Origin of the sequence: Telmatocola sphagniphila (genome assembly GCF_018398935.1) — a bacterium.
Lineage (GTDB): Bacteria > Planctomycetota > Planctomycetia > Gemmatales > Gemmataceae > Telmatocola > Telmatocola sphagniphila.
The window spans coordinates 2,733,183-2,755,235 of the sequence record NZ_CP074694.1; the positions used below are offsets into that span (position 1 = coordinate 2,733,183).

Genomic DNA, 22,053 nt, shown 5'->3' on the forward strand with positions numbered 1-22,053 from the left:
TACCGGTAGATTCGGCAAAAACGGACCACCTAAATTATGAGAAGCCGAAAAATGACTCATTTTCCTGATGGGACATTGGCGAGGCTCGGCAAGCCTCGCGCTATGGCTAATTATAGCCCTCTCGAACTCTGCTTGCTCTGGGAAGGGACGGGGATCTGGATAATCCCATTGAAAATCGCCTGGATGGCATGCCTACTGAGAATTGGCTCCATCTCGCGCACTTTCCGCCCCACATCCAACTTATAAATCTGTCCCGGCAGCATAACGACCGAGAGTCCCCCAAACATTAAATTACCCGCTTTCCGTCGATTTTCCGAATTCTCATCCACTTTGCGGAGATAAATGCATTTGGCCCCGGTTTCCGCGATCCCCACAACCTGGTATCGCACCAGATTGTTCTCATCTTCCGTACCGTACTCAAAATATTTCGAGGGCTTGGCCTCAAAGGGCTTTTTCCGTTCGCCCGCATAGAAGAACAACTGACTGGTAAAGCTGCCGTCCTTCTGATGCTCGATGCGGTATTCGTACTTGTGATACTCGTCGAAGAGTTCCGCAGCCAGTTGACCTTCCGAGGTCGAGAATGCGGTATTCAATCGAATATAGGGCGACAAATCGATCCCGGGAGGCTCCTGTCGGGCTTCCTCCACTTTCACGGAACCATAAAAGAAGTCTTTCGAGCCGATCAAGCTATAGTCGCGTTTATTGGCCGCCAGAAACTCATCCGTCTTGAATTGTGCCCCGCGATCCAAAGCAATCATTCCGGAACGGTAGCTGGCCGCTCCGCCGAAAAGAGCCCCAACTGCCGGGGGGACGGCCATAAGGGTGAGCCGTTTCTCCGCATTATCCAGGATCAAAGCTTCGATATCGAGATTGATAGTCAGATCCCGGCGCTCGGTCGTGTTGCGCCTCGCACTGACCGCACTGTTCGGCTTTTCGATCGTCAGAGCGGTGATCGAGTGAAGCAGCGGCTGCCTGTAAAAATTCCAAAGGAACTTCACCAGACTCGAAAGCGGTCCGGTGGCCGTTATTTTGGATTTGATCTTGGTATAGACGACTTTTTTCTTGTCATCGCTGAAGACGGGGTTTTTGGTATCGACCGTCATCTTGCTGGTAGTGTACTGGCTGCCTTGAAAGTCGCTTCGTTTCAGCAGGTTTTCCAGGAGCGCTTCATACTCCTGTCGCGCGACACTGACTCCGCCATCCGAATCCACCGGCAAGCTCAGTTTGCGGTCATTGACGAGTTTGGCCATTTGTATCATGGCCAACTCCTCATCCGTCTTCAATTCGAGCAACTCTCTCGAAAGGATATCCTGTTCTTTGACCTTTGCCTGGTAGGGACGATAGATCATGGTCACGATCAGCAGGCCACCGGCGATGAGGCCCAGCAGTACCATCAGGACCAGTGCCATCGATCTTTCTTTAGTCGTCATTAGTTGCCACCTCCACCAAAGCCGAACCCGTTGAAGTTGCCCCCGCCGTTACTTCGCGAGGGTGTGGGAGGGGTAACCGTGAGTTTCTCGAGGTAATCCTTGGGTAAGCGATGCTTCACCTCAGCCATGATTTCATAAAGCTGATTCAAAACTCGCATTCCTCCGGTATTGGAAGTCGGAGAGGGAAGTTTTCGCTGCATCACGTCATAATTGCTGTCTGAGAGCATGGAAGCCTTGAAATTTTCCACGTCGCGGCTTGAGGCCGTTTGAATATTCATCGTGATCTTACCGGCAAACTTTTCGACTTTATTCTTCTGCGCCGTATCGGCCGGCGTTAAAGTGAGCTTGGTAAGCTGCGTGTTGTCGATATTGGGAAAGCGTGCAGCCAGATCGTAAAGCTCGTCGAGCCAGTTGACCGACTTCACCCGCCAATCTTCGACCGCCTTCTCCCTCTCTCGATCGCGCTTGATCGAATCGAGCCGGGTTTTAATTTCCGACTTCTCGCCGCGAAGTTTGACGAGTTCCTTTTCTTTCATCTGGAGTTTCAGGTACCCGATCAGGAGGCTGCCAACCACCAGCAAGCCCACCGCTATTCCACCAAAACCCAGTGCTCGCTTATTGGGATCACGGCGAAGAATGGGTTGTCGCGGCGAGATAAAGTTAACGGGCAATCCCGTTTTGTCCGAGCCGAGGGATATCACACCGACTAGACCGGCAAAATTGCCGCGTTCCTGCGGATTGGTATCCGAAGCCAGACCCGCTAACGGATCGAAAGGATGAACGGGAATGGTCAATCCCGCTCGGAGTCGTCCCCCCCAGGTGCCGGACTGATCGGCCTCGGGTAGATACAGAGCTTCGACAACGCTACCGGGCGATTGGCTGGCAAACACCGTCAGGTTTCGCTTAACCTCACCCAGAAAAGCCGTTTCGGCGTTCAGAGCCGGGCCGGTCAGAGCTCGGGAGAAGACGACTTGCGATCCCTTGTAGATCGCCATTTCTCCCCAGCGTTCACCGCGAGTGAGCACGGCATAATGCGATTGAGGGCTTTGCGGAGGAACGACGGCGCCGCTGGCGAAGGTCTTCTGCATCAAGCCACCGAGCGCGAAGGCGCGGGGAACGATGCCGTTGAGCTTCAGCCCGGCGTTTTCGCACATGATGCGAACGGATTCGACGTAGTCTTTTTTCAGAGCTACAGTCAACGCCTTCTTCTGGCCGTCCGGTTCCAACCCATCGAGGGGGAAGTAATCGATTACATAGCTTTCGGAGGATTCCGTCAGCTCTTTGGAGACCTGGAATCGAACGATATTCGCTTCTTCTTCAACCGGCACGTTGGGATATTTGATATCCTTCAGAATCACGCGATCGCGGCCCACGCAGACCAGAACGCCGGGGGCAGCCATCCCCTGCACCCGCAAAAATTCCTTGAGGTTTTTACCCGTTTCAACGGCGTTACCGATCCCCAACGGTAAGGACAACGGGAAGGTCGCTGCCTTCTCGACTTTTGGCGGGGCGTTCCCTTTGGAAGCCCCGAGTAGAACGTGGATCGCCGACGAATCGACATCCAGGGTAATTAAGCGAGACACAATAAACCTCTTCGAATTTAGGGCTGTTGCTGCCGGGGATCTATCGAGTTGCCCAATTCCGTCAGATCTCGATAGTAAAGAATTCGAGGACTTCCATTGTTGGAATCGACAACAGCCTCGATGCGATAAAGCGGGCCTCCCTGATCGAAATAGCCAATCGATTGGAATCGATAGACCTGGGAAGCACAAGTCACGTATTGTTCGATCGCCTGAAACTTGGAGAGGGACATGTTCATTTCAGTCACCAGCCAGGCGGGAGTCGCATAGCTGGTATCGGCCGCAGCACCGGTATTCAGGGCCGGTCGCTGGGCAATGATCTGTTCGACATCGGTATCGGTCAGACCCGGAAGACAAGTCAGCACGGCCTGCGGAGCGGTGTTAATGTTGATGCGGGCCGGAATCTCCGACAAATTCTGAGTGGTCGTCGAATCCAAAGCTTTGGACAGATATTCGTTGATCGGGGCCGTTTGAGTCGGGAAGTTGTAAACCGTGGTCACCGTGGATTGCTGCGACCGACCGTTGACCATGGTGGTCTCCTGGGACGTGATGCTCACAGTGCTGCTGAAGAGACTGGTGATCGAGGTAATTTTGCCTTTTGGGGTGGTATTATTTGCCAGGTCTTTTTGCACCGCAGTCGTCAGATCCGCAATATTCCCCACTTTGGTCTGAGTATTCCCGCCACCGCCGGCGCCGCCACCGGTCCCGCCACCAGATTGTTGATTAGTTGTCGTGGTTCGCGCGGTCGCGGAACTCCCGCTTGTGGTATTGGATGAGCCCGAGCCCGAATTGTTACCGATTGTAACCGTAAAAGTTGTACCGCCGCCCGCTGCCGAACCGCCATAAAGCCGATAGGCGATTATAAAAGTGGCCATATCCTGATTCAGCGACTGCTGAAGATTGGTGTACAACGTGTTCAAATCAGGGCTGTTCAGGTAAAGCCGTGGGTTTCCGGTCGAATCGTTGTTCGACTCCCGGCTATAAACCGTCAGATACGGCAACCAGCCTGGATCCACCTGCTGATTGGAATCTTCGCCGTTGTCGATCACACCGTTCCGGCTGATATCGTTCCCGAGCAGCAGCGGTTGGGTGACTCCCTGCACTAAGAGTAATTCTTCGATGCTGTCGAGAGGGCCGTTTTTGCACTCATAAGGAGGAGTCAGCGACAGATAATAGCTGGATTCGGCCCCGCCCTGCCGAACGTCATCGTCGGGATCCATCCAATCGATAATCGAATTGGCGATGGTATCGGTCATATTCGGGAGTAGCATCAGCATGTTGTAAAGCGTCTGCCCCGAAGGATCGATCTGCATCATGGCATTGAGATTGATCTTTCCGGCTTCATCCGTAACGCCGTAGACGACGGGAAAGCTACCATCCGAATTCTGATTGGTGTAATCGATGGAGCAGATCGAAAAATAACTATTGTTAGTTGAACTGCTGGAACTCCCCGAGGAGTCGGTATTCTGCAGTTGAACCGCGTAGAACATGGCCTGGTTGTTGAAGGGATTGCCAGAGACGTTCTGAGTAATCGAATCGGGGGTCGCCAGCAGCGCGGCCGCATAATGCACGCCCGATTCCGCAAGCGCCTTGACCTGAGAAGTTTTCAGAATGCGATTGGTGGCGCGCAATTCGAACGACATCAGTTCGCTGTACTTGTACGCGGCCAAACTGAGCACGACAATAACGATGAGAACCGCCAGAAGCACGGTCCCAGTTCTGTTTTGAGTCGGACGGAGGAATTTATTCCCAGTCATGGACTGCTCCCATTTAACTGAGCGGCAGAAGAACCAGAGGTTCCAACTGAGGCATTAGTCGTCTGATTCGGGCTGGCCAGGATGGCAATGACTTTCTGATATTCCTTGGATTCATCCCCCTTACCGGTGGCGATCCAGATGTGGACTCGAATCGCCATGGGCGGTCCCATCACGGTTACCCCGTCCGTGAGATAGGTGGAACCATCCCAGGTATCATTCCAATTCGTTCCATCGAAATATTCGAACTGCAGATTCGTCACTTCCGGGGCTATGACATAATTCGATTCATTGCCCGTATCGGGCTGCGTGGAATCTTCCACGGTGTCCGAAGTAATCCAAGTATCCTCTTCCCGGCACAACCCGTTGGAACTGCTCCCCAGCCAGTAAATCACTCGTCGCTGATCGCCCGGTTGGACCGTATCGGCTGAAAGACTGGAGGATTGTTGAGCCGTGGTATAGGGCAGTCCCGAGTTCGGATCAATGATGTCGTAGGACGAAGTCGGTCGGGCAATAAAGATAGTACATTGCGTCGAACTACCGATCACACCGGATCCCACCGGCACAACCACAACCCCGTTAATATTGGTTCCCGGCGTGGTGGACGTCGTTGAAGTCGTGGAACTGGTTGTACTGCTGGAACCGGTAGTCGAACTGGTGCTTGTACTCCCGCTGCCACTGCTGCTGCTGCCGCTGCTGGCAGGATTGATCGCGTAAGTCTGCGAAACACAAGGCAAGAGATCCCGGGTCACGCGTCCGAAAATAGCACGAACGATCGTGGCTTTTTCGATTTTTTCTCGTCCGGCCGCGGCCATCCGGACTTGGAGATCCAGCGCGATGTAAAGCCCGGCCAGCAACAAGATGGAAATCGAACAGGCCAGAATGACCTCGAGGAGGGTAAAGCCTCGACGATGGGTATTGCGATAGATCACTAGTTACCTCCCTTGGACGAGGAGGATCCAGTCCCGCCCTTGGATGAGCTGCTGTTCCCCATGCTCGAGCTACTCGAGGAACCCGACCCGCTGCTGCCCGTCCCAGAACTCGAGGAACTCGAGCTCGAACTGGTACTGCTACTGGTGCTGGTATCGATCTGAGTGATCATGGGCGAACCGCCCCGCATCGTCGGGTCGAAGATATACTGGGTCATCGAAGCGGCGGGGAAAATGGCGTTGTCGGAACCATCTTTGGTAACCGTAATTGTGACCTGATAGAGGTTAGTGAGCGAGGCCGGCGAGATATCCGCGGACCAGCTCCAGCCGTCCTCATCGTCGAAGCTGCCACCCCCGCCGCCGGAAAGCGGTTGCACACCCGAGATGAACTCGGCCATTTTCGATTCGATCAACCGCGTGGCTTTGCTTTGCGATTCGATTTCAATCGCACTGTCGGTAGCGTTTCCCATGAGCTTGTATAAAGCGATAATCGACATCAGGAAGATGGCAAAAGCGATGATCACTTCCAATAACGTCAAACCGGATCTACGGGTGCGAGTCGTTTGCAGAATCACGGACTTTCCTCCGTTCCAGCACGCTTGGTGGTGATAATCCCAGTCAGCGCCCGAATCTTTACAGTGATTGGCTTAACGCCTTCCAACTCGAATCGGATTTCCGCATCATTGCGGCATGTGCCTATCGGTTGAAAAACAGCCACAGTGGTCCAACCCCCGGAGTCGGAAGACATATTCGAATTGTCTGCAAACTTAAACAAAACATCTTTTTCGATTTCTTCTTCGATGATTATTCCGGGAATAGTAGTACCTGTCGTACTAGTACCTCCCCCCGTTCCTCCATCCCAGTAATCGGAGGAGTCGGGGGCGATCCGGTATTTCGAGGTATCGGGTTGCACCGCGAAACGATAATCCTGATTTTCTTCAATAGCGTGGGCTCGAGCCTCCGCGAACCGGGCTTTGATCTGATCCACGGAGGATTCCAGTCGGAACGAATTCTGAATCCCCTCTAAGGCGGGAATAGCGATGGCACCGAGGATCACAATGATCGTCAACACCAGCAGCAATTCCAGCAAAGTGAATGCACTACGCTGAGAGTTTCTCATGACTATCGCACTCGCTTGAGAGGAAAAGATCCGATTCTACTGTTCACGCCAGTTGCCGTGCGGCTTATTCGTTCCCGGATCGATCGCCCAGACATCCACTTTGCGACCGTTGCTATGCGCGCCGTTCTTGTCGTATTGGAAGGGCTTGCCCCACGGATCATAAATGTCCGTGTTGGAGTTGAGGAACGGGCGTCCGCCATCCGGGGGAGTCAAGAGGTCTTCCAGTCGATCCGGAAAGTCCTGCAGACGAAGCTTGTAAAGGTCGCACGCCGCCGAGATACTGGCAGCGCTACTCTCCGCAGCCTTACCTTTGGCGTCGTCGAGAGCCCCGAACACGAACACACCGGCCACACCCGCCAGAACGACGAGGATGGCCACGACCACCATAACTTCCATCAGTGTGAAGGCCGCACGTCGTCGGGCCCCCGTTGTAGAGATTTGAATCCGCATTTTTATCCCCTTATCAAGTTCTTGGAACTCATTTCTTAAGTATAAGCATGCCGACAGTTAGAAGGTCATGAGAATTTTCATTTTTAGCTGCTGACTGCACTACTCATCTTAAAGATTGGTAGCAGTAAAGCGATAACGACCGCCAGAATGACAGCCGCCATCACCAGAAGCATCACAGGTTCCAGAAGTCGCACGAAGAGTTCCAGTTGCCGTGCCGTTCTACGTTCCAGCCCGTTTGCGATATCCACCAGCACTTTTTCCAAGCTGTTACTTTCTTCGCCGACCGCGATCATTTCCACCACATCGTGGGGGAAGTACTTGCACCGTCGGAACGGATCGGCCAATCTTTGCCCGGCGGTAATATTCTCCGCCGATTCGTGAATAGCATTGGAAAGCACTTTATTGCCAGCGGAGTCCTTGGAAATTTCCAGGGCTTTGAGGATCGGAATCCCATTTCGGAGCATCGTCCCGAGAATTCGGGTAAATCGCGAAAGACAGAGGCTCAAATGGAGTTTGCCGAAGCCGGGTAATTTGAGCCGGATTCGATCCATGCGATACCGCCCGGCCTCACTGCGGACCCAGCGCCGGTAGAGCCAGATCGCACCGAAGAACATCCCTACGATCAAATACCAATAGCCCTGCATGAAGTGACTGACGGCCAGCAACCAGATCGTGATGGTCGGCAATTCACCGTTCGATTTCAATTTGTCGAAAATCGGCTCGAATTGTGGAACGAAGAAGATAATCAGGCCGTTGAGTACGAGGAAACCGGCTCCCGCGAGAAATACCGGATACGCCAGAGCACCAACCACTTTCGCCTTCAACTCTTCCTGAGCTTCCGTGAACTCCGCGATGCGGTGCAGCACATCCTCCAGGAAGCCCCCTTCCTGACCGGCCATGACCATGCTGACCGAGAGTTCATTGAAGACGTTCGGGTAGGATCGCATCGAATCGGCGAGCGAAGTCCCATCCGCCACTTTGGTGCGGAGCTCTTTGAGGACTTCCGTCAGGACGGGATGGGCATCCTGCTTGGTGAGAATTTCCAGCGATCGCAGTAATGGCACACCGGAATTGAGAAGATCGGCGAGCTGGGCATAAAAGGTCGCCATCACTCGAGGTTTGACTTTTTTTCCGGTCGAAGGGGCATGCTTCGATACAACCGGCGTGATGCGGACCGGACAAAGTCCCCGGCCATCGAGCTGCACGGCGGCATCCCGTTCGGAGTTGGCGGTGAGAACACCGGTATCGCGTGCTCCCGTTCGCCCCACGGCTTCATATGCAAATTCCGGCATGATCTTCCAATTTCAAAATTTGGCCTGATAACCCGCCGCGGGAACGCGATTAGTTCAAGTCCCCTGCGGTCACACGTCCTACTTCGTCGATGGTGGTCTGCCCCAGCATCACTTTTCGCCAGCCGGTCTGCCGGAGAGTCAGCATCCCATTCTTCAAAGCTTCAGCTCGAATCACCCCCGAGTTGACTCGCTGCACGACCAGATCCTTCATCGATTCGCCGTTCACCAGAAGTTCGTGGATACCGGTTCGACCGCGATACCCCGAGTTGCGGCAGGCTTTGCAGCCCGCCCCTCTCTTGATAGTCGGCATCACCCCTTCTTTCAGGCCGGGGAAATCGATGGGAACCTCTTCTTTTTCAGGAATAAAGTCGGTTTTGCAGTCGGGGCAGATGGTTCGAACCAAACGTTGAGCCATGACGCCTTCCACCGTACTACCGACCAGGAAGGGCTCCACGCCCATATCAATAAGACGAGTGAACGCGCTGGGAGAATCGTTGGTGTGAAGGGTACTGAATACCAAGTGCCCGGTCAGGGAGGCTTGAATGGCACTTTGGGCCGTCTCCAAGTCACGCATTTCGCCGATCAGAATGACGTCGGGATCGTGACGCAGAATGGATCGTAAGGCGGCGGCAAACGTCAGGCCAATTTTAGCGTGCGTTTGAATCTGGCTGATGCCCGGCTGCTGGTATTCAACCGGATCTTCCACCGTGATGATCTTGGTGACTTCATCCTTGATTTCGTTGAGCGCACTATACAGAGTCGTACTTTTCCCGGAGCCCGTGGGGCCGGTGACCAGAACGATACCGTGCGGACGATCGATCAGTTGTTTGAAAGTACTGTGAATGTCGGGAAGCATCCCGCAGTTGGCGAGGTTGAACACCATGCGTCCTTTATCCAAAAGACGCATACAGATACCTTCGCCGTGCACCATTGGGATGATGGAAACACGAACGTCAATTTCCCGACCTTGAACCCGCATCTTGATACGGCCGTCCTGGGGTAGCCGCTTTTCGGCGATATTCAGACGGGACATGATTTTGATACGGCTGATGATAGCGCTTTGGAACTGCCGCATTTCGGGTGGAAGAACCTGCGTTTGCAGCAAACCGTCGATTCGGTAACGAATTCGCAGACTCGTTTCCTCGGGCTCGATGTGGATATCGCTGGCCCGCTCATTTGCGGCTTCAATCAGAATATCATTCACCAGCTTGACGACCGAGGCTTCCTGGGCCTGTTTGGCCAGTTCGCTGTCGTCCGCTTCGAGTTGTTCCAGAAGTTCGACGTCGTCGCGGTCGGCGACCATCGCGCTGACCGTTTCCCCACCCAACCCGAAGTAGGTCTTGATCAAGCGGAGAATTTCTCTCTGACTTGCCAGGACCGGTTGAATTTCCAAACCGGTCAGCGTCTGGAGTTCGTCCAGCGAGTAGACGTCGTAAGGATCGCTGGTCGCAACGACGAGCGTCCCACTGCTCTGCGATACAGGCAGCAAATATTTGCGATGCACGAACTTGGTGGGCATCAGAGCCAGAGTTTCCGGCGGAATCGTGGCGTTGGAAAGGTCGACGACCTCCATTCCGAACTCTTCGCCCAGAATCTTCAGAACGGCGTCTTCCTTGGCCAGTCCCTTCTCGATAATGATTTCGTGAATCGGTTTATCGGGCTCAGCAACACGAAACTCACCCAACCGACGGAGATCCGCCTCGGACAATAGCCCCTGTGATGCTAACTTCTGTGCCAGTTGCATGTAGAACTCGATGAATGATCGTTTGTGCTAGTGTAAGATTATTTTAGGTAATTGGAATTAAAAGGCAGTGAGTAACTTTTCAGTGGAATCCCTTGTAAAACCAACTTTACTGCTTGTGTTTTAACAATTTTCATCCTATGAACGCAATGACGAAATGTACTCTTTCCGTACCGGGCAATTTATTGCCAGGCGTTACTCCTCTGAATTAGATCGTTCTGTACAAGCCGAATGGGCCTTAAATTCGACTCAAATAGGACATAACTAACAATTAGACTAACCAAACCACTCTGGCCAACGTCAATTTGATAATTTGGGAAGGATTGGCTCGGAGCCGGCGATTTGACAGGTGCACTTGCATACGGGCGCCCCGAATTCGGGGCCGCCCGCCATTTTAGTACGCTCTCAGCCGAACAGCTTGGGAATGGCCTTTGCTTGCACCAGTTCTCGAGGCTGCTTCAGGTGATTGAGGACCATCGTCTCGGGATCGATACCGAACGCATGGTAAATTGTCGCCAGAAGTTCACCTGGATGGACTGGGTCTTTTCGTGGACTGGAAGCGGTGTTGTCCGATTCCCCGTAGATCGCACCGCGACGAATTCCGGCCCCAGCCACCAAACCGGTGTAGCAGTACGGCCAGTGGTCGCGGCCATCCGCACTATTCCCGTTACCGGAGGTGCTGACGCCTTTCTGTGGGCTGCGGCCAAATTCCCCGATGCAGACAACCAGCGTTTCGCTGAGCAGGCCGCGAGCGTCCAGATCTTTGATGAAAGCGGCCAAGCCGGTATCGAACATCGGTCCCGATTGCTTTTTCATTCGATCGGTCAGTCCGACGTGATGGTCCCAGGAATGGTTGTCGGAATTGGCGACTTTCGGCCAGACCACTTCGACGACGCGCGTGCCGGCTTCGATCAAACGGCGGGCCAGCAAAAGGCTTTGACCAAAGGTATTTCTGCCATAATCCGCCCGGAGGGTCGCCGATTCTTTATCGAGATTGAACGCTTCGCGAGCCTTGCCCGAAAGCACCAGATTCAGTGCCTGATCGTAGTACTCGTTCAGGTGATAGTCCTTCACGGCATTATCGATCGAGGGCATGCCGGCATTAATGGTATCGCGGAGCTTCGCTCGCCGTTCCAACCGATTGACGAACACATCCTGCCGAAGTTTGAGATCTTCGACTTTAATGCGATCCATCTTGCTCATGTCCATGTCGTCGCCGTCGGGATAGAGCGTGTAAGGATCGTACGCCCGTCCTAAAAAGCCGGCGGTCCCGCCTTTGCCCACGACGTTCGATTCCTGCAAGGGTCGCGGCAGCATGACAAATGGTAGCGTTGGTGTCGATGCTGGTTTCAGACGGCAGATATTTGCCCCGAAATTCGGGAAATCTTTAGGGTCGGGTGGTTCCAGTTGGCCGGAGGGACTAACTTTATCCGTCGTATACCCGGTCATCATCTGATAGATGGCGGCCGTGTGATTAAACAGGCCGTTGGGGGTATAGCTCATGGAACGGATCAAAGTAAACTTATCGTTCACCTGAGCCAGTTTCGGAAGAATTTCCGTGTATTTGACACCGGCGATTTTAGTGTCGATGGCGGAGAAAACGCTCCGGACCTTATCGGAGACATTATCCTTGGGATCCCACATATCGAGATGGCTGGGACCACCTTGCAGATAGACCAGGACAATGCTCTTGGCTTTGCCCCAACCGGGGCCGCCGCCCGACTTGCCTTCTTTGGCACTGAGGGCTTTTTTCTCGAGCAAGCCGCCCAGTGTCACCCCCATTAAGGCGGAGCCACCGACGCGAAGCAAATCGCGACGACTGACTCCTAGGTGAGAATCGCAGAGGTCGCGACCCGGTTGACCTGGGATGACTAGCATGGTTCAATCCTTCCGATTGAGAGAATTCGAAAGCTCACTTACATTTCCGGCTGGCTATCGCCTTGAGCGTCCCTATCTGGCTTCACAAACAGGGCATAGTACAAAAGTCCCAGCAACGGCCCGGCAATCAGAAAGATTCCGGGAACCCAGATCGGGGCATCCCGAAACCGCTGATTGATCGGGTTCTCTTTATCCGCCAGCGACTGGACCAGTTTCACGATTAAGAAACTGGCCGCCGCGCCAATTAGACCGACCCAGAGCAGGCCCTTGCTGATATAAGCAGCGGAATCCTGCTTCGGTTTTTTGTCGGACCCCGATTTTTTTCTCATGCCGCCGCATTACCGGTTAAAAAGAAAAGCCGGACTGTTGATCAGAGCCCAGGCCAAATCCTGGACACCCGTCAGTCGCTTATTAGCCAGCTGTCGCTGACTAATTTCGAAGTCCTGCTTCATTTGAACCAGTTTCGCGTCCTGCGGCAAGGGTCTTCCCGCCAATTCGACGCGGTCTTTCAATTCTTTCAGTTTGGCATCGACCGGAAGGGGTTGTCTCGCCAGGTTCATCTCATTGACCTTATTTCGGTAATTTACGTCGGTGAGTTGGAAGTATTTCAAACTCATCTGCTTCTGTTCCGCACTCCGTTTTTCCAGAGGAGTTTTCAAAATTTGCTTCCACTCCTCGGAAATACTCAAACCCACGGGCTTCTTGGCTACCGCGGCCGATAGTCGGAAACGAGCGATACAGTGATTGCCTCCGTCGAAGCGTTGCAGCAAATTGAAGGTCAGCGTTTTCAGCCCGTCCTGATCGATCGGCTTATCCAGTTCGAAGGTAATCCAGTGCCCGACGCCGAGTGCCGGTGCGGCCGCCCAACCTTTACCGCCATTGATTTGGCCATCGATCGTAGAAGCCGCCGTGAAGTTATCCTGCGAGAAGTCGGATTGGGCCGACTTCAATTTGAGTTTCTTGGCGTCCTTCCCTTCTCCGAGGGTAACTTCGAACTGGGTCAGCACGAAGTTGCCATTCCCAGGTCCGAACCCGGGTCCTTTCATGGGGGCTTTCTCCGTGGTTAACAGTTCTAATCGGAAGGCCGAGATCCCCTTCAGGTTAGTATCCGCAGTAATGCTGTAGTTACTCTTGGCGACTGATTTTTCGGCCAAGAGGGATTTATCGTCGAGCTTGGTCAGCTTCACATTTTCTTTCGCCCCCGCGAAGGTCTTCGGATCGAGGATTACCCATTCGACTTCATCCTTGAATTTCTTCTCGATCTCGAAAATCTTCTTTTCGTAGTCCTTTTGGAAGGAGTTGAATTTGGCTTCCATATCTTGAATCTTCTTCTGCCGTTCTTCTTCGCGTTTCTTCAGAATCGGCTCTAATTCCCGCTCGTATTGGGCCAGTTCTTTTTTCGCCCGCTCCAATTGAGTCAGGCGATCCTGCTCGGCCTTCTCCCGTTTCGGAGCCAGTTCTTTTTCGTACGCGGCGAGCGCTTTGGTCAACGTCTGATGATCGACATCAATTTCATTCCAGGCCGCGATCGTCTGGTCGACTTCCTTCGCAGTGGGAGGTCGATTCAGAATCCGCAGGAAGAGTTCGTCGATTAGCTTTCGATCCTCGGGAATTTTGGCGACGAGTTGCGCCAGGGCGTTGTTATCCTGGGCAATGGAATCGCCGATTGTCCGGCCATTCACCAGAGCCATCACCGGCCCCAGTTGCAAACCAGCCGAGCGTTCGCACTCGCAGGCACTTTCCCGAACAGGTCGGCCCAGATTATTGAGGAAACCGTCCGGCAGTTCGATGCCGCTATCGGGCAGTTCGGCGGCACGAATACCGGCTTTGACGCCTGGGAAATGGGATTGCGCCCCCGTGACCCTCTGCACCGCGTCAAAGAGAACTTCGGCCGGTAAACGCCTAGCATTTCCGTGAGCAAAGTTAATCTTGTCGTCTTCGTTCCACTTGTTGGTGTCGATGGATAGTTGATAAGTCCGCGAGGAAACGATCAACTTCAGCACGTGCTGGACATTGAAGTTACTCTGGATGAACTCGCGGGTGAGGTAATCGAGCAGTTCCGGATTGGTCGGCGGATTCCCGGCACGAATATCGTCGATCGGCTCGATGATCCCGGTCCCAAAAGTATATCCCCACAGCCGATTCACAAAACTTCGGGCAAAATAGGGATTGTCGGGAGAAGTAATCCAGGCGGCTAATTCGACTCGCCGACTGTCTCCTTTGGCCTCATGCGCGGCTGGATAGGGGAACTTCGGAACGGCGGGCTGCCCGGTACGGTCGTGAGTCACTTCGCCGTCCTTTTTCTCCGAAACGATCTCGTAAAGCGGCTTGGGCCGTTCAACATCGGTACCGCCGATGTTTTGTCCCCCGGCCTTGGGATCGGCGGCTAATTGCACGCGGGCAAAGTAGGCTGAAGTTTGGTAGTATTGGTCCTGCGTCCAGCGTTCGAACGGGTGATCGTGGCACTTGTTGCAGTTGAAGCGAACGCCCAGGAACAGATGGGTGGTGTTCTCCATCATGGCCGTGGGATCGCGCAAAATCTTGAAGTAACTGGCCGGGGGATTTTCCTTATTGGAACCGTTGGCCGTCAAGATTTTCGTGACGAACTCGTTATAAGGCGTGTTCTTCTGCACTTCGGTTCGAATCCATTTGCGGAACTCGGCCGCGCCATCGGTGCCGAGGAATTTGCGATTCACCTGTAACAAATCGGCCCACTTATTGGTCCAGAATTCCACATAGTCCGCGCTACCGATAAGCTTTTGGATTAATTGTTCCCGCTTGTTCCGCGTGGGCTGTTTATCAGCCACAAAGTCGCGAACAGCCTGAGCGGTGGGCGGCAGGCCTGTCAAATCGAGATAGACACGGCGGATGAAATCGGTGTCGCTGCACAACTCCGAAGGCTGAATCTTCAGGCGTTTCCATTTATTGGCGACCAGTTCATCAATTCGATTGTACTTCTCTGGTTCTTTCCATTCGAAACCAGTGCGATCTCCCATGACCGTTAAAGTAGTAGCGGCATAGGCTCCTTCATAACGAGCCAGCACGGCCGCCTCGCCCCGTCGGATGGCCGTCATCTTGGCACTGCGATCAACCGTGGCGGTTTCGGTATTCCCGGAATCCAGGAAAGCTTCTTTGGTTACATCACGGGTCTTCCCGTCAGCGAATTTTGCAATTACAGTCAGTGGCTGGGCATCGCCGATTTTTTCGATGACCGGATTCTGCGGTGTCACTTCAATGGAAACCACCCGAGGAGCATTCAGGTCCAGACCCGCCCCCTGCTCGATCCAATTGCGGAGGATCTGGTAGTAAGGATCGCCCGGCTTGGTCAATTGTCCGCCGACGTGCGGAACAGCATTAGTAATCTTGAGCAGCAGCAAGCTATCGTCCGGAGAAGCAATATTGACTCGTCGGCTGGCCAGTTCATCGGTTAAGGCGCGGACGTCGAAAATCGGGTCGTAGCCGCGCAGAGACAATTTGAAGCCATTTTTGCCCTGGGCCGAGCCGTGGCAGGTTCCGGCATTGCAACCCATGCGCGAGAGAATCGGCTGAACATCCTGAATGAAGTCCACTTTGTGGGACTGTTTGATGTCCCCAGTCGACTTGTAAGAAACCTTGGTGACTTCTGTCTTCGAGGGTTCAGTACTTTGAGTGGCGACTTGCAACGTGATGGCCGAGAATTCTTTCTCGGTCTTTCCCGTTTCCGGATTCACCAGTCGGATAACGCCATCCGCTCCGGCGACAGCCAGCTGCTTGCTGTTCGGGTGGAAAGCGACGGCAAACAGAGCCGTTTTCACGTTCTCCACATTCGCATACCGTTTGATGTCTTTCTTCAGAAACTCGGCCAGCTTGTCTTTCTCGCCCTGCGAACGGGTATTCACGACCTTCTGATTGATTTGGCGAAGATCCCCCGGCAGATCGGGATTGAATTCATAACCGTAAACACTGATTTGGCCTTTGCCATCCAGACTGCTCACGGCGGCAATCCGCTTGCCATCCGCGGAAACGGCCAGGCCGTTCACTCGGCCAGTCATGGGAGGAAGTTCGCGAACCAGATTTGCATCATCCCCGATGACTCGAGCCGTTTGACGATACACGCGATAAACTTTTGGTTGGCCATCGGCCCCGCCGATGACGATTTCTTCCCGTTTAGGATGTTTGGCGACGCAGATGAGACCCCCCTTGAGGCCTCCCGGCGTAATACTGGTAATGTTGTCGATAAACCGCTGCGAAGCCAGTTCTGTAAGTTTGACCGTCCGATCCCGGCTGACCGAAATCACGTGCGTACCATCATTCGTAAAGCAGGTATCCAGCGCCCAGTCGCTATGCGAACCTTGATAAAGCACCTGCTCTCCCGAGGAAGTATCTATCACTCGGACTGTGTTGTCGGCACAACCGAAAGCCACCTTGCTGCTGTCGGGAGACCAGGAAACCCCGTAAAGAGTGTCGAAAGTTACGGAGTGGGACAGTTTCAATTTCTTCTTTTCGACGTCCCAGATCTGAATTTCGCCTGCTCGGCCCGGCAAACCACCGGCCACTGCCAGAAGTTTCCCATTCGGCGAAAACCGTAGCGACTGAATTCGTTCCGCCAAACCAATGAGACGACTTTCCAGTTTGCTGCCGTCGCTGTTCCACAGCAGAACCTCGTGGAAACCGGTCACGGCGAGATATTTGCCATCAGGGGAATAATCGAGGCCGGAGATCACTGGCTGGCGGGTGTAGATCGGCGGATGATCGGAATCGAACTTAGCGCGAGCATTTGTCGGCGTATCGTCGCTGGCCCCTTCAAGGATCCATTTTTTTATCAAGTCGATCTCGGCCGGTTCAAGCGGTTTTTTCTTCTCCGGCATTCGGGCTTTCCCCTTGGCGTCCGGCATAATTTGGGCTACCAGATTGCTCTGTTCGGGATGCCCGGCCACAATCGCTTTTTTCTGGCTTTCGCCGCTGGCGATCAGCTTTTCAAAGCTCGTCATGAGATAGTCGCCGCGAGCCTTGGCCGGCTGATGGCAGCCGACGCAGTTCGCCTGGAATATGGGCATAATCTGCTTTGAAAAACTGATCTTGGCCGGTGGCGTTTTGGGTTCTTCGGCCCAAGCGAATATCGGCAAAACCAGCAAACATAATGCGGAGAGTGTCGGTCGAGTCATGAGGAATTCTGTTTCCGTAACGAAAACCCGATGCCGGGAAAACTGCTAATGGCGGGAACGGCCTTAATCGAAAAGATTAAAGCCGCATATTAATGAATAACCCAATTTGACGTCCGGGTCAATGATTTTATCGCCCAAAGCGGGTGCGGATTGCTTCGGGGAAGCGATTAGACAAGAGCCGGTTTCGGGCTGCTCGCGGTGCGAGCGGGGGCCGGTTTTGTATCTTTCACTCGCAAATAAGCCTTTTTCAAACGATGAATGCCTTCGCGGATTCGATCGACCGAGGCATCGCCATAGGTGATACGCATTTCGCTATCCGGCAGTGGACCTGCCCCGCGATAAGCGAAGATCCCAGGGACATAAAGTACCCCTTCGGACATGGCGGCCTTCAGAAATTCGCTTTGAAGCCCTGTGGAGATATGCTCCGGCAACTTTAACCATACGAACATGCCCCCGGTCGGCTTGGTCCAGGTCACTTCCGGGTAGGCGGCGAAATTCGACTCGAGTGCCTCCAGCATCACCCGGCTCTTCTTGCCATAGACTTCCTGCAATTCGAGCACATGTTTCTGATAATCCCCATTCTCCAGAAGCCGGTCAACTGTGTGCTGCGTCAGGTTGCTCGATCCGAAATCGTGGTTGGCTTTGATAATCAGAATGGGCCGAACCAATTCGGTCGGCATCAAAGCGTAGCCGCTCTTCAGCCCGGGAGAACAGGGTTTGGAGAAAGTCCCGGCGTAAACCACAAATTTGTTTTCGGGATCCATGCTCTTCAAGCTGGGGATATCGGGACCATCGAAACGAAGTTCGCGATAAGCGGCATCTTCGACGATCACGGCTCGGAGCCGATTCGACCAGCGATTCATCAGGGCCATCAGTTCCTTACGGCGAGCCAGGCTCAGCGTTCGGCCTGACGGATTCTGATAATAATCCACAGTGTAGATGATTTTGATCCGGGGTAGATTCCCGGCTGCTTCGATCTGCTTCAGCCTTTCTTCCAGGGCGTGAATTTGCATTCCCTCTTCGTCCATGGGAATACTAACCACTTCCGCTCCGCGACCGGCCAGTACCGCCTGATAGACGAAGTAGCTGGGGGCCTCGGTAATAACGATATCCCCTTCATCGATGAGGACTTCGCTGAGGATATACAGAAGTTGCTGGGAGCCTGTGGTGACTACGATGTCCTTCGGGCTAAACGTCGTGCTCGACTTGTCGAGACTCGCCAAGTGTTTGGCAATCTTTTCACGGAGGGGCAAGTGTCCCTGGGTCGTGCCATATTGCAAAGCTTCGCGGGCTTTGGTGGGATCGCCCAGAATATCGTTGAGAGCCGAAGAGATTTCCTGAACGGGTAACGATCCGGTGTCGACCAACCCGGCGGCCAGACTGATGATATCCTGATTTTCGACAGCCTGCTGCATGAAGTAGCTAATGGGTGACTCTGGGGTCCGCTTGCTGACTTCGGAAAATCCAAAACGGGATTGCTGCATGATCGACTCCCTAAACGCAAAAAGCCCCGGTGCAAACCGAGGCCGATGACTATTCTTCCAATCGGACCCGGCTCAGGATGGTTCATTAATAGCTGAAAGAGCCCACCCGATGACCGGGACGACTTTCGCAGATCGGCCATTTAGAGGATTTGCCACCCACATACCTAATCTTCGTACTAACAACTATATGTCGAACGATATTCGAAACAAGCCAGAACCCCGCGATGCTAGAGACAATACCGGGTTAGGTTAGGCTGGGGAGTAACGATTTTGTTGGCGATCTCACGACTAGAAGCGTGGCCTTCAAAAGCAGCCGCTAAAACCGGCATAGTTGTTGTGACCCCTGCAAATTTCGCAAAAACCCTGACTGATTCCGGCCTGTTTCCCGGCGTCATTTGCCTCAGGATCTACGATTGAGTGCCGATTGTAATTCCTACACAACACTTAACTCCCGAGAGTTAAATCATGAAACGTTTAGCCTTCATTTGCATCGCCCTGTTCCTTCCCTTTCTGAGCGGTTGCGGATCCTGGCGGCCGCATTGTTGCGAACGCAAGGAACGCTGCGATAATTACGGCGCTCAACTGGCCCCGGCACCGCGCCCGGCGAACTGCTGCAATTAATCGAAGAATTGCGAAAAATGGGATTTCACTGAAGGATCGCTACGATTCTTCCAACACTTCCCTGACAGAATTGAATTTCGCAAACTTCCAGACTTAGCTATCTTCCGCAACATCCTTCGATCCGATGAATTGAAATGATTCTCATGCGAAGGAGTTGTGAAATGACCCGTCTGGTAACGATATTATTTGCTGGCTTTACCGCCCTGTGTTCCGGTTGCCATTGCTGTGAAGGCTGGTTCCACAAACACAAAGAACCCTACTACATCAGCGGCAGCTACTCGACACCCATGTACGGGGGCGTTCCCGTTGCCGCCGGCTGTGGATGCGGCGCGGCCGCACCGGCTGGAGTGATTATCAGCCAATCTCCACCGATCTTTGATCAAACGGTTCCACCGCCGGTGATTTCGCCTGCCGGACCGTTAGTTCCCGAAAAGAAGATGCCATCGGCTCAGTATCAGCCGATGCCAACCTACCCGGTTTCGCAGCTCAGGTAATCTTGATCTGCGATTGCATTTCCTTCGCTTTTTCCTCGGCGGAGCTGCCTCGTAAATAGAGCGGCTCCAAAAGGGATAACTGCGGGCTCACATACTTGCCCGAATCGACGCACTTTACCATCGCTTTAAAAATCTGCTCTGCCGACAGCAATTCTCGTTCCATCATCGAAATTGGCTCCGGTACGGCAGCACGCAATTTCTGCTCGCCCATTACTAGAGTGTTCTCCCGGACCTGGTTGAGGACATCAGCTAGCGGCCGAACATTCAGTGGGAATCGTGAGGCAAAGCCGTCCTGTCCGACTTCGACAATTTCCGAATAGACCTGCCCTTTCAAGGCATCCGAGACCAATATCAACTGTTTGTATTCCTTCCCCGGAATCTCCCGGAGCCAATCAAAGGTCGGTATCGCATGCAATGGCACTCGCAAGGCGAAAGCCAATGTCTTCGCGGCCGTCAGCCCAACGCGAAGTCCGGTGTAACCTCCCGGACCGATGGAGAGGGCAATCCCAGCCAGAGTCTTTAATTCAATCTTCGCCTCCGAGGCTAAATCTCGAATAGCGACCAATAGATCGCGAGCATGCCGCTGGCCAGTTTGCAGGGTTCGGTGGAGTGGTTGGCCGCCGGGCAAAATCAGCCCGACACGGCCCGGCAAACCACTGGTCTCAATTAGTAATATTCCGCACGGCTGTTGCATCGTCACTTCGTATATTTGTTGAGAACGATTCATTATCTTCACCAGTGTAGCGAAAGCGGAACATGGCACGTAGTGGAACCGCAAACGTGGATGGAGGAAGCCGCGGCAATCCCGGTCCTGCCTCCTGGGCTTTTGTGCTGAAAGACGATGCGGACGGCGAAGTCATCGAGCGCACGGCATTCATGGGGCAAGCCACCAATAATGTGGCCGAGTACACCGCCCTTCTGGAACTCCTGGACTATGCCACCGCGCACCAGTTCAAAAAATTGAAAGTGTATAGCGATAGCGAGCTGATGGTTCGGCAAATATCCGGAGTTTATAAGGTCAAAAACGCCGATCTGTTGCCGCTTTACGAAGAAGCAAAAGAACTGATCGAGCAATTGCAGTCATTCGAGATCATCCACGTTCGTCGCGAACTGAATAAGCGCGCCGATGAGCTGTGCAATAAGTCCTTGGATGCCGAAGAAAAAAAACTGGGAGTCGCCGCGCCCGAGAAGAAAGCGAAAGCCAAACCGACGGCCAGCCCCGCTCAGAAGGACTTGAGGGAACGCTGTCTGCCTTTAATCGAGTTTTACGCCGAGGATTGGCGCAACGGCTCCCCGGTGAAACCGTTTTCCGAAATGCTGCTGAAGGAACTTCTGAATGCCATTGAGGGCAAAAATTCCGAGGACTGAAGCGTAACATCTGGAAATTCCGGCTGTAGAAATGTTCATGAAGCAGCGAATCTCGAAATGGCAAAGGAATCGAAATGAATACTCTGAAAATCGCCCAGCCCGCTCATCCCATTCACGATCTAGTCAAGCAACGTTGGAGCCCCTACGGCTTTTCGGATCGGGCAGTTTCCTCAACCGATTTGCAATCGCTCTTTGAAGCCGCTCGCTGGGCTGCGTCTTCTTACAACGAACAGCCTTGGAGCTACATCGTAGCCGCCAAATCAGATTCGACGGCGTTTGCCAAGCTGCTTTCCTGTCTGACGGAAGGAAATCAGGCTTGGGCGGCGGCCGTGCCAGTTCTCGCCATCGGCTGCACGAGTTTAAATTTTTCGAAGAATGGCAAGCCGAACGCGGCGGCCTTTCACGATCTCGGTCTGGCCAGTGCGACGTTGACTTTTGAAGCGACGGCCCGCGGTCTGGTAGTTCATCAAATGATTGGCATCCTGCCGGACAAAGTTAGAGAACTCTATGCAGTACCAGAGGGGGTGCAGCCGTTTACGGGGTTGGCGATTGGCTATGCCGCCGATCCGGAGAAGCTGCCCGAGCCTTTGAAGCAGCGGGAACTGACGCCCCGCAGCCGGAAGCCGATCACGGATTTCGTTTTTGGGGATAAGTGGGGCACGAAGTCGGGGTTGGTGGAGTAAACGAGAAGCGTACACGCACTGGCAAATTGCCAGTCCCACCTAAACCATCGCTATTTCCGATTTTACATCAATCTGCAGCAGTCGA

18 protein-coding genes are annotated in these 22,053 nt (G+C 53.6%); 4 read left to right on the forward strand and 14 right to left on the reverse strand.

The window, feature by feature from the left end; translation table 11 throughout:
- Nucleotides 1–110: 110 nt before the first annotated feature.
- The 13 genes from KIH39_RS10810 to KIH39_RS10870 all read right to left on the reverse strand — a co-directional run bounded on the left by KIH39_RS10810 (nt 111) and on the right by KIH39_RS10870 (nt 18,802).
- Nucleotides 111–1,430: a hypothetical protein gene (locus tag KIH39_RS10810; RefSeq protein ID WP_213499338.1), complete on the reverse strand. Its 1,320-nt coding sequence runs from the start codon at nt 1,428–1,430 to the stop codon at nt 111–113.
- On the reverse strand, nt 1,430–3,013 hold the full coding sequence (locus tag KIH39_RS10815) for a hypothetical protein (protein ID WP_213499339.1): 1,584 nt from the start codon (nt 3,011–3,013) through the stop codon (nt 1,430–1,432). Before KIH39_RS10815 ends, KIH39_RS10810 begins: the two co-directional genes overlap by 1 nt.
- A gap of 17 nt (nt 3,014–3,030) precedes the next feature.
- A complete protein-coding gene (locus KIH39_RS10820; RefSeq protein ID WP_213499340.1) occupies nt 3,031–4,767 on the reverse strand; it encodes a type II secretion system protein GspK in 1,737 nt (578 codons plus the stop codon).
- Entirely contained in the window at nt 4,764–5,696 is a 933-nt protein-coding gene (locus KIH39_RS10825; protein ID WP_213499341.1) for a prepilin-type N-terminal cleavage/methylation domain-containing protein, read from the reverse strand. The genes KIH39_RS10820 and KIH39_RS10825 overlap by 4 nt, the downstream gene beginning before the upstream one ends.
- Nucleotides 5,696–6,268: a type II secretion system minor pseudopilin GspI gene (gspI, locus tag KIH39_RS10830; protein WP_213499342.1), complete on the reverse strand. Its 573-nt coding sequence runs from the start codon at nt 6,266–6,268 to the stop codon at nt 5,696–5,698. Before gspI ends, KIH39_RS10825 begins: the two co-directional genes overlap by 1 nt.
- Nucleotides 6,265–6,813, reverse strand: a complete 549-nt coding sequence (locus KIH39_RS10835) for a pilus assembly FimT family protein (protein ID WP_213499343.1) — start codon at nt 6,811–6,813, stop codon at nt 6,265–6,267. Before KIH39_RS10835 ends, gspI begins: the two co-directional genes overlap by 4 nt.
- Before the next feature lie 36 nt (nt 6,814–6,849).
- Entirely contained in the window at nt 6,850–7,263 is a 414-nt protein-coding gene (locus KIH39_RS10840; protein WP_213500371.1) for a type II secretion system protein GspG, read from the reverse strand.
- Nucleotides 7,264–7,346: 83 nt separating this feature from the next.
- Nucleotides 7,347–8,555 (reverse strand): type II secretion system F family protein, encoded by a 1,209-nt coding sequence (locus KIH39_RS10845; protein ID WP_213499344.1) that lies wholly within the window; start codon nt 8,553–8,555, stop codon nt 7,347–7,349.
- 49 nt (nt 8,556–8,604) lie between these two features.
- Nucleotides 8,605–10,299 carry a GspE/PulE family protein gene (locus KIH39_RS10850; RefSeq protein WP_213499345.1) on the reverse strand — a complete coding sequence of 565 codons (1,695 nt, stop codon included), beginning with the start codon at nt 10,297–10,299 and terminating at the stop codon, nt 8,605–8,607.
- Between the two features lie 402 nt (nt 10,300–10,701).
- Nucleotides 10,702–12,174 (reverse strand): DUF1501 domain-containing protein, encoded by a 1,473-nt coding sequence (locus KIH39_RS10855; RefSeq protein ID WP_213499346.1) that lies wholly within the window; start codon nt 12,172–12,174, stop codon nt 10,702–10,704.
- Nucleotides 12,175–12,212: 38 nt separating this feature from the next.
- Nucleotides 12,213–12,503 carry a hypothetical protein gene (locus KIH39_RS10860; RefSeq protein ID WP_213499347.1) on the reverse strand — a complete coding sequence of 97 codons (291 nt, stop codon included), beginning with the start codon at nt 12,501–12,503 and terminating at the stop codon, nt 12,213–12,215.
- A gap of 9 nt (nt 12,504–12,512) precedes the next feature.
- On the reverse strand, nt 12,513–17,318 hold the full coding sequence (locus KIH39_RS10865; protein ID WP_213499348.1) for a DUF1549 domain-containing protein: 4,806 nt from the start codon (nt 17,316–17,318) through the stop codon (nt 12,513–12,515).
- A gap of 167 nt (nt 17,319–17,485) precedes the next feature.
- Nucleotides 17,486–18,802, reverse strand: a complete 1,317-nt coding sequence (locus tag KIH39_RS10870) for an aminotransferase-like domain-containing protein (RefSeq protein ID WP_213499349.1) — start codon at nt 18,800–18,802, stop codon at nt 17,486–17,488.
- A 465-nt stretch (nt 18,803–19,267) separates the two neighbouring features.
- Between KIH39_RS10870 and KIH39_RS10875 the strand changes: the two genes are divergently transcribed.
- Together KIH39_RS10875 and KIH39_RS10880 are read left to right on the forward strand one after the other, a co-directional pair.
- Nucleotides 19,268–19,423: a hypothetical protein gene (locus KIH39_RS10875; protein ID WP_213499350.1), complete on the forward strand. Its 156-nt coding sequence runs from the start codon at nt 19,268–19,270 to the stop codon at nt 19,421–19,423.
- Nucleotides 19,424–19,584: 161 nt separating this feature from the next.
- Complete coding sequence (locus KIH39_RS10880; protein WP_213499351.1) at nt 19,585–19,917, forward strand: hypothetical protein; 333 nt, start codon at nt 19,585–19,587, stop codon at nt 19,915–19,917.
- Here the strand turns inward: KIH39_RS10880 and tsaB are convergent.
- Nucleotides 19,910–20,644, reverse strand: coding sequence for a tRNA (adenosine(37)-N6)-threonylcarbamoyltransferase complex dimerization subunit type 1 TsaB (tsaB, locus tag KIH39_RS10885; protein WP_213499352.1), 735 nt, complete (start codon nt 20,642–20,644; stop codon nt 19,910–19,912). The two genes, KIH39_RS10880 and tsaB, sit on opposite strands and share 8 nt — an antisense overlap.
- 29 nt (nt 20,645–20,673) lie before the next feature.
- Here tsaB and KIH39_RS10890 point away from each other — a divergent pair, with 29 nt between their 5' ends.
- Together KIH39_RS10890 and KIH39_RS10895 are read left to right on the forward strand one after the other, a co-directional pair.
- On the forward strand, nt 20,674–21,285 hold the full coding sequence (locus KIH39_RS10890) for a ribonuclease HI family protein (RefSeq protein WP_213499353.1): 612 nt from the start codon (nt 20,674–20,676) through the stop codon (nt 21,283–21,285).
- 74 nt (nt 21,286–21,359) lie between these two features.
- The gene (locus KIH39_RS10895) at nt 21,360–21,968 is read left to right on the forward strand and encodes a nitroreductase family protein (protein ID WP_213499354.1); all 609 of its coding nucleotides are present in this window, start codon (nt 21,360–21,362) and stop codon (nt 21,966–21,968) included.
- The last annotated feature ends 85 nt before the right edge of the window (nt 21,969–22,053 follow it).

Bases quoted from the DNA above. Each gene is read 5' to 3' on its own strand.
- KIH39_RS10810 (WP_213499338.1), bottom strand. From the start codon at position 1,430: ATGACGACTAAAGAAAGATCGATGGCACTGGTCCTGATGGTACTGCTG.
- KIH39_RS10820 (WP_213499340.1), bottom strand. From the start codon at position 4,767: ATGACTGGGAATAAATTCCTCCGTCCGACTCAAAACAGAACTGGGACC.
- KIH39_RS10835 (WP_213499343.1), bottom strand. From the start codon at position 6,813: ATGAGAAACTCTCAGCGTAGTGCATTCACTTTGCTGGAATTGCTGCTG.
- KIH39_RS10840 (WP_213500371.1), bottom strand. From the start codon at position 7,263: ATGCGGATTCAAATCTCTACAACGGGGGCCCGACGACGTGCGGCCTTC.
- KIH39_RS10845 (WP_213499344.1), bottom strand. From the start codon at position 8,555: ATGCCGGAATTTGCATATGAAGCCGTGGGGCGAACGGGAGCACGCGAT.
- KIH39_RS10850 (WP_213499345.1), bottom strand. From the start codon at position 10,299: ATGCAACTGGCACAGAAGTTAGCATCACAGGGGCTATTGTCCGAGGCG.
- KIH39_RS10855 (WP_213499346.1), bottom strand. From the start codon at position 12,174: ATGCTAGTCATCCCAGGTCAACCGGGTCGCGACCTCTGCGATTCTCAC.
- KIH39_RS10860 (WP_213499347.1), bottom strand. From the start codon at position 12,503: ATGAGAAAAAAATCGGGGTCCGACAAAAAACCGAAGCAGGATTCCGCT.
- KIH39_RS10865 (WP_213499348.1), bottom strand. From the start codon at position 17,318: ATGACTCGACCGACACTCTCCGCATTATGTTTGCTGGTTTTGCCGATA.
- KIH39_RS10870 (WP_213499349.1), bottom strand. From the start codon at position 18,802: ATGCAGCAATCCCGTTTTGGATTTTCCGAAGTCAGCAAGCGGACCCCA.
- KIH39_RS10875 (WP_213499350.1), top strand. From the start codon at position 19,268: ATGAAACGTTTAGCCTTCATTTGCATCGCCCTGTTCCTTCCCTTTCTG.
- KIH39_RS10880 (WP_213499351.1), top strand. From the start codon at position 19,585: ATGACCCGTCTGGTAACGATATTATTTGCTGGCTTTACCGCCCTGTGT.
- tsaB (WP_213499352.1), bottom strand. From the start codon at position 20,644: ATGAATCGTTCTCAACAAATATACGAAGTGACGATGCAACAGCCGTGC.
- KIH39_RS10890 (WP_213499353.1), top strand. From the start codon at position 20,674: ATGGCACGTAGTGGAACCGCAAACGTGGATGGAGGAAGCCGCGGCAAT.
- KIH39_RS10895 (WP_213499354.1), top strand. From the start codon at position 21,360: ATGAATACTCTGAAAATCGCCCAGCCCGCTCATCCCATTCACGATCTA.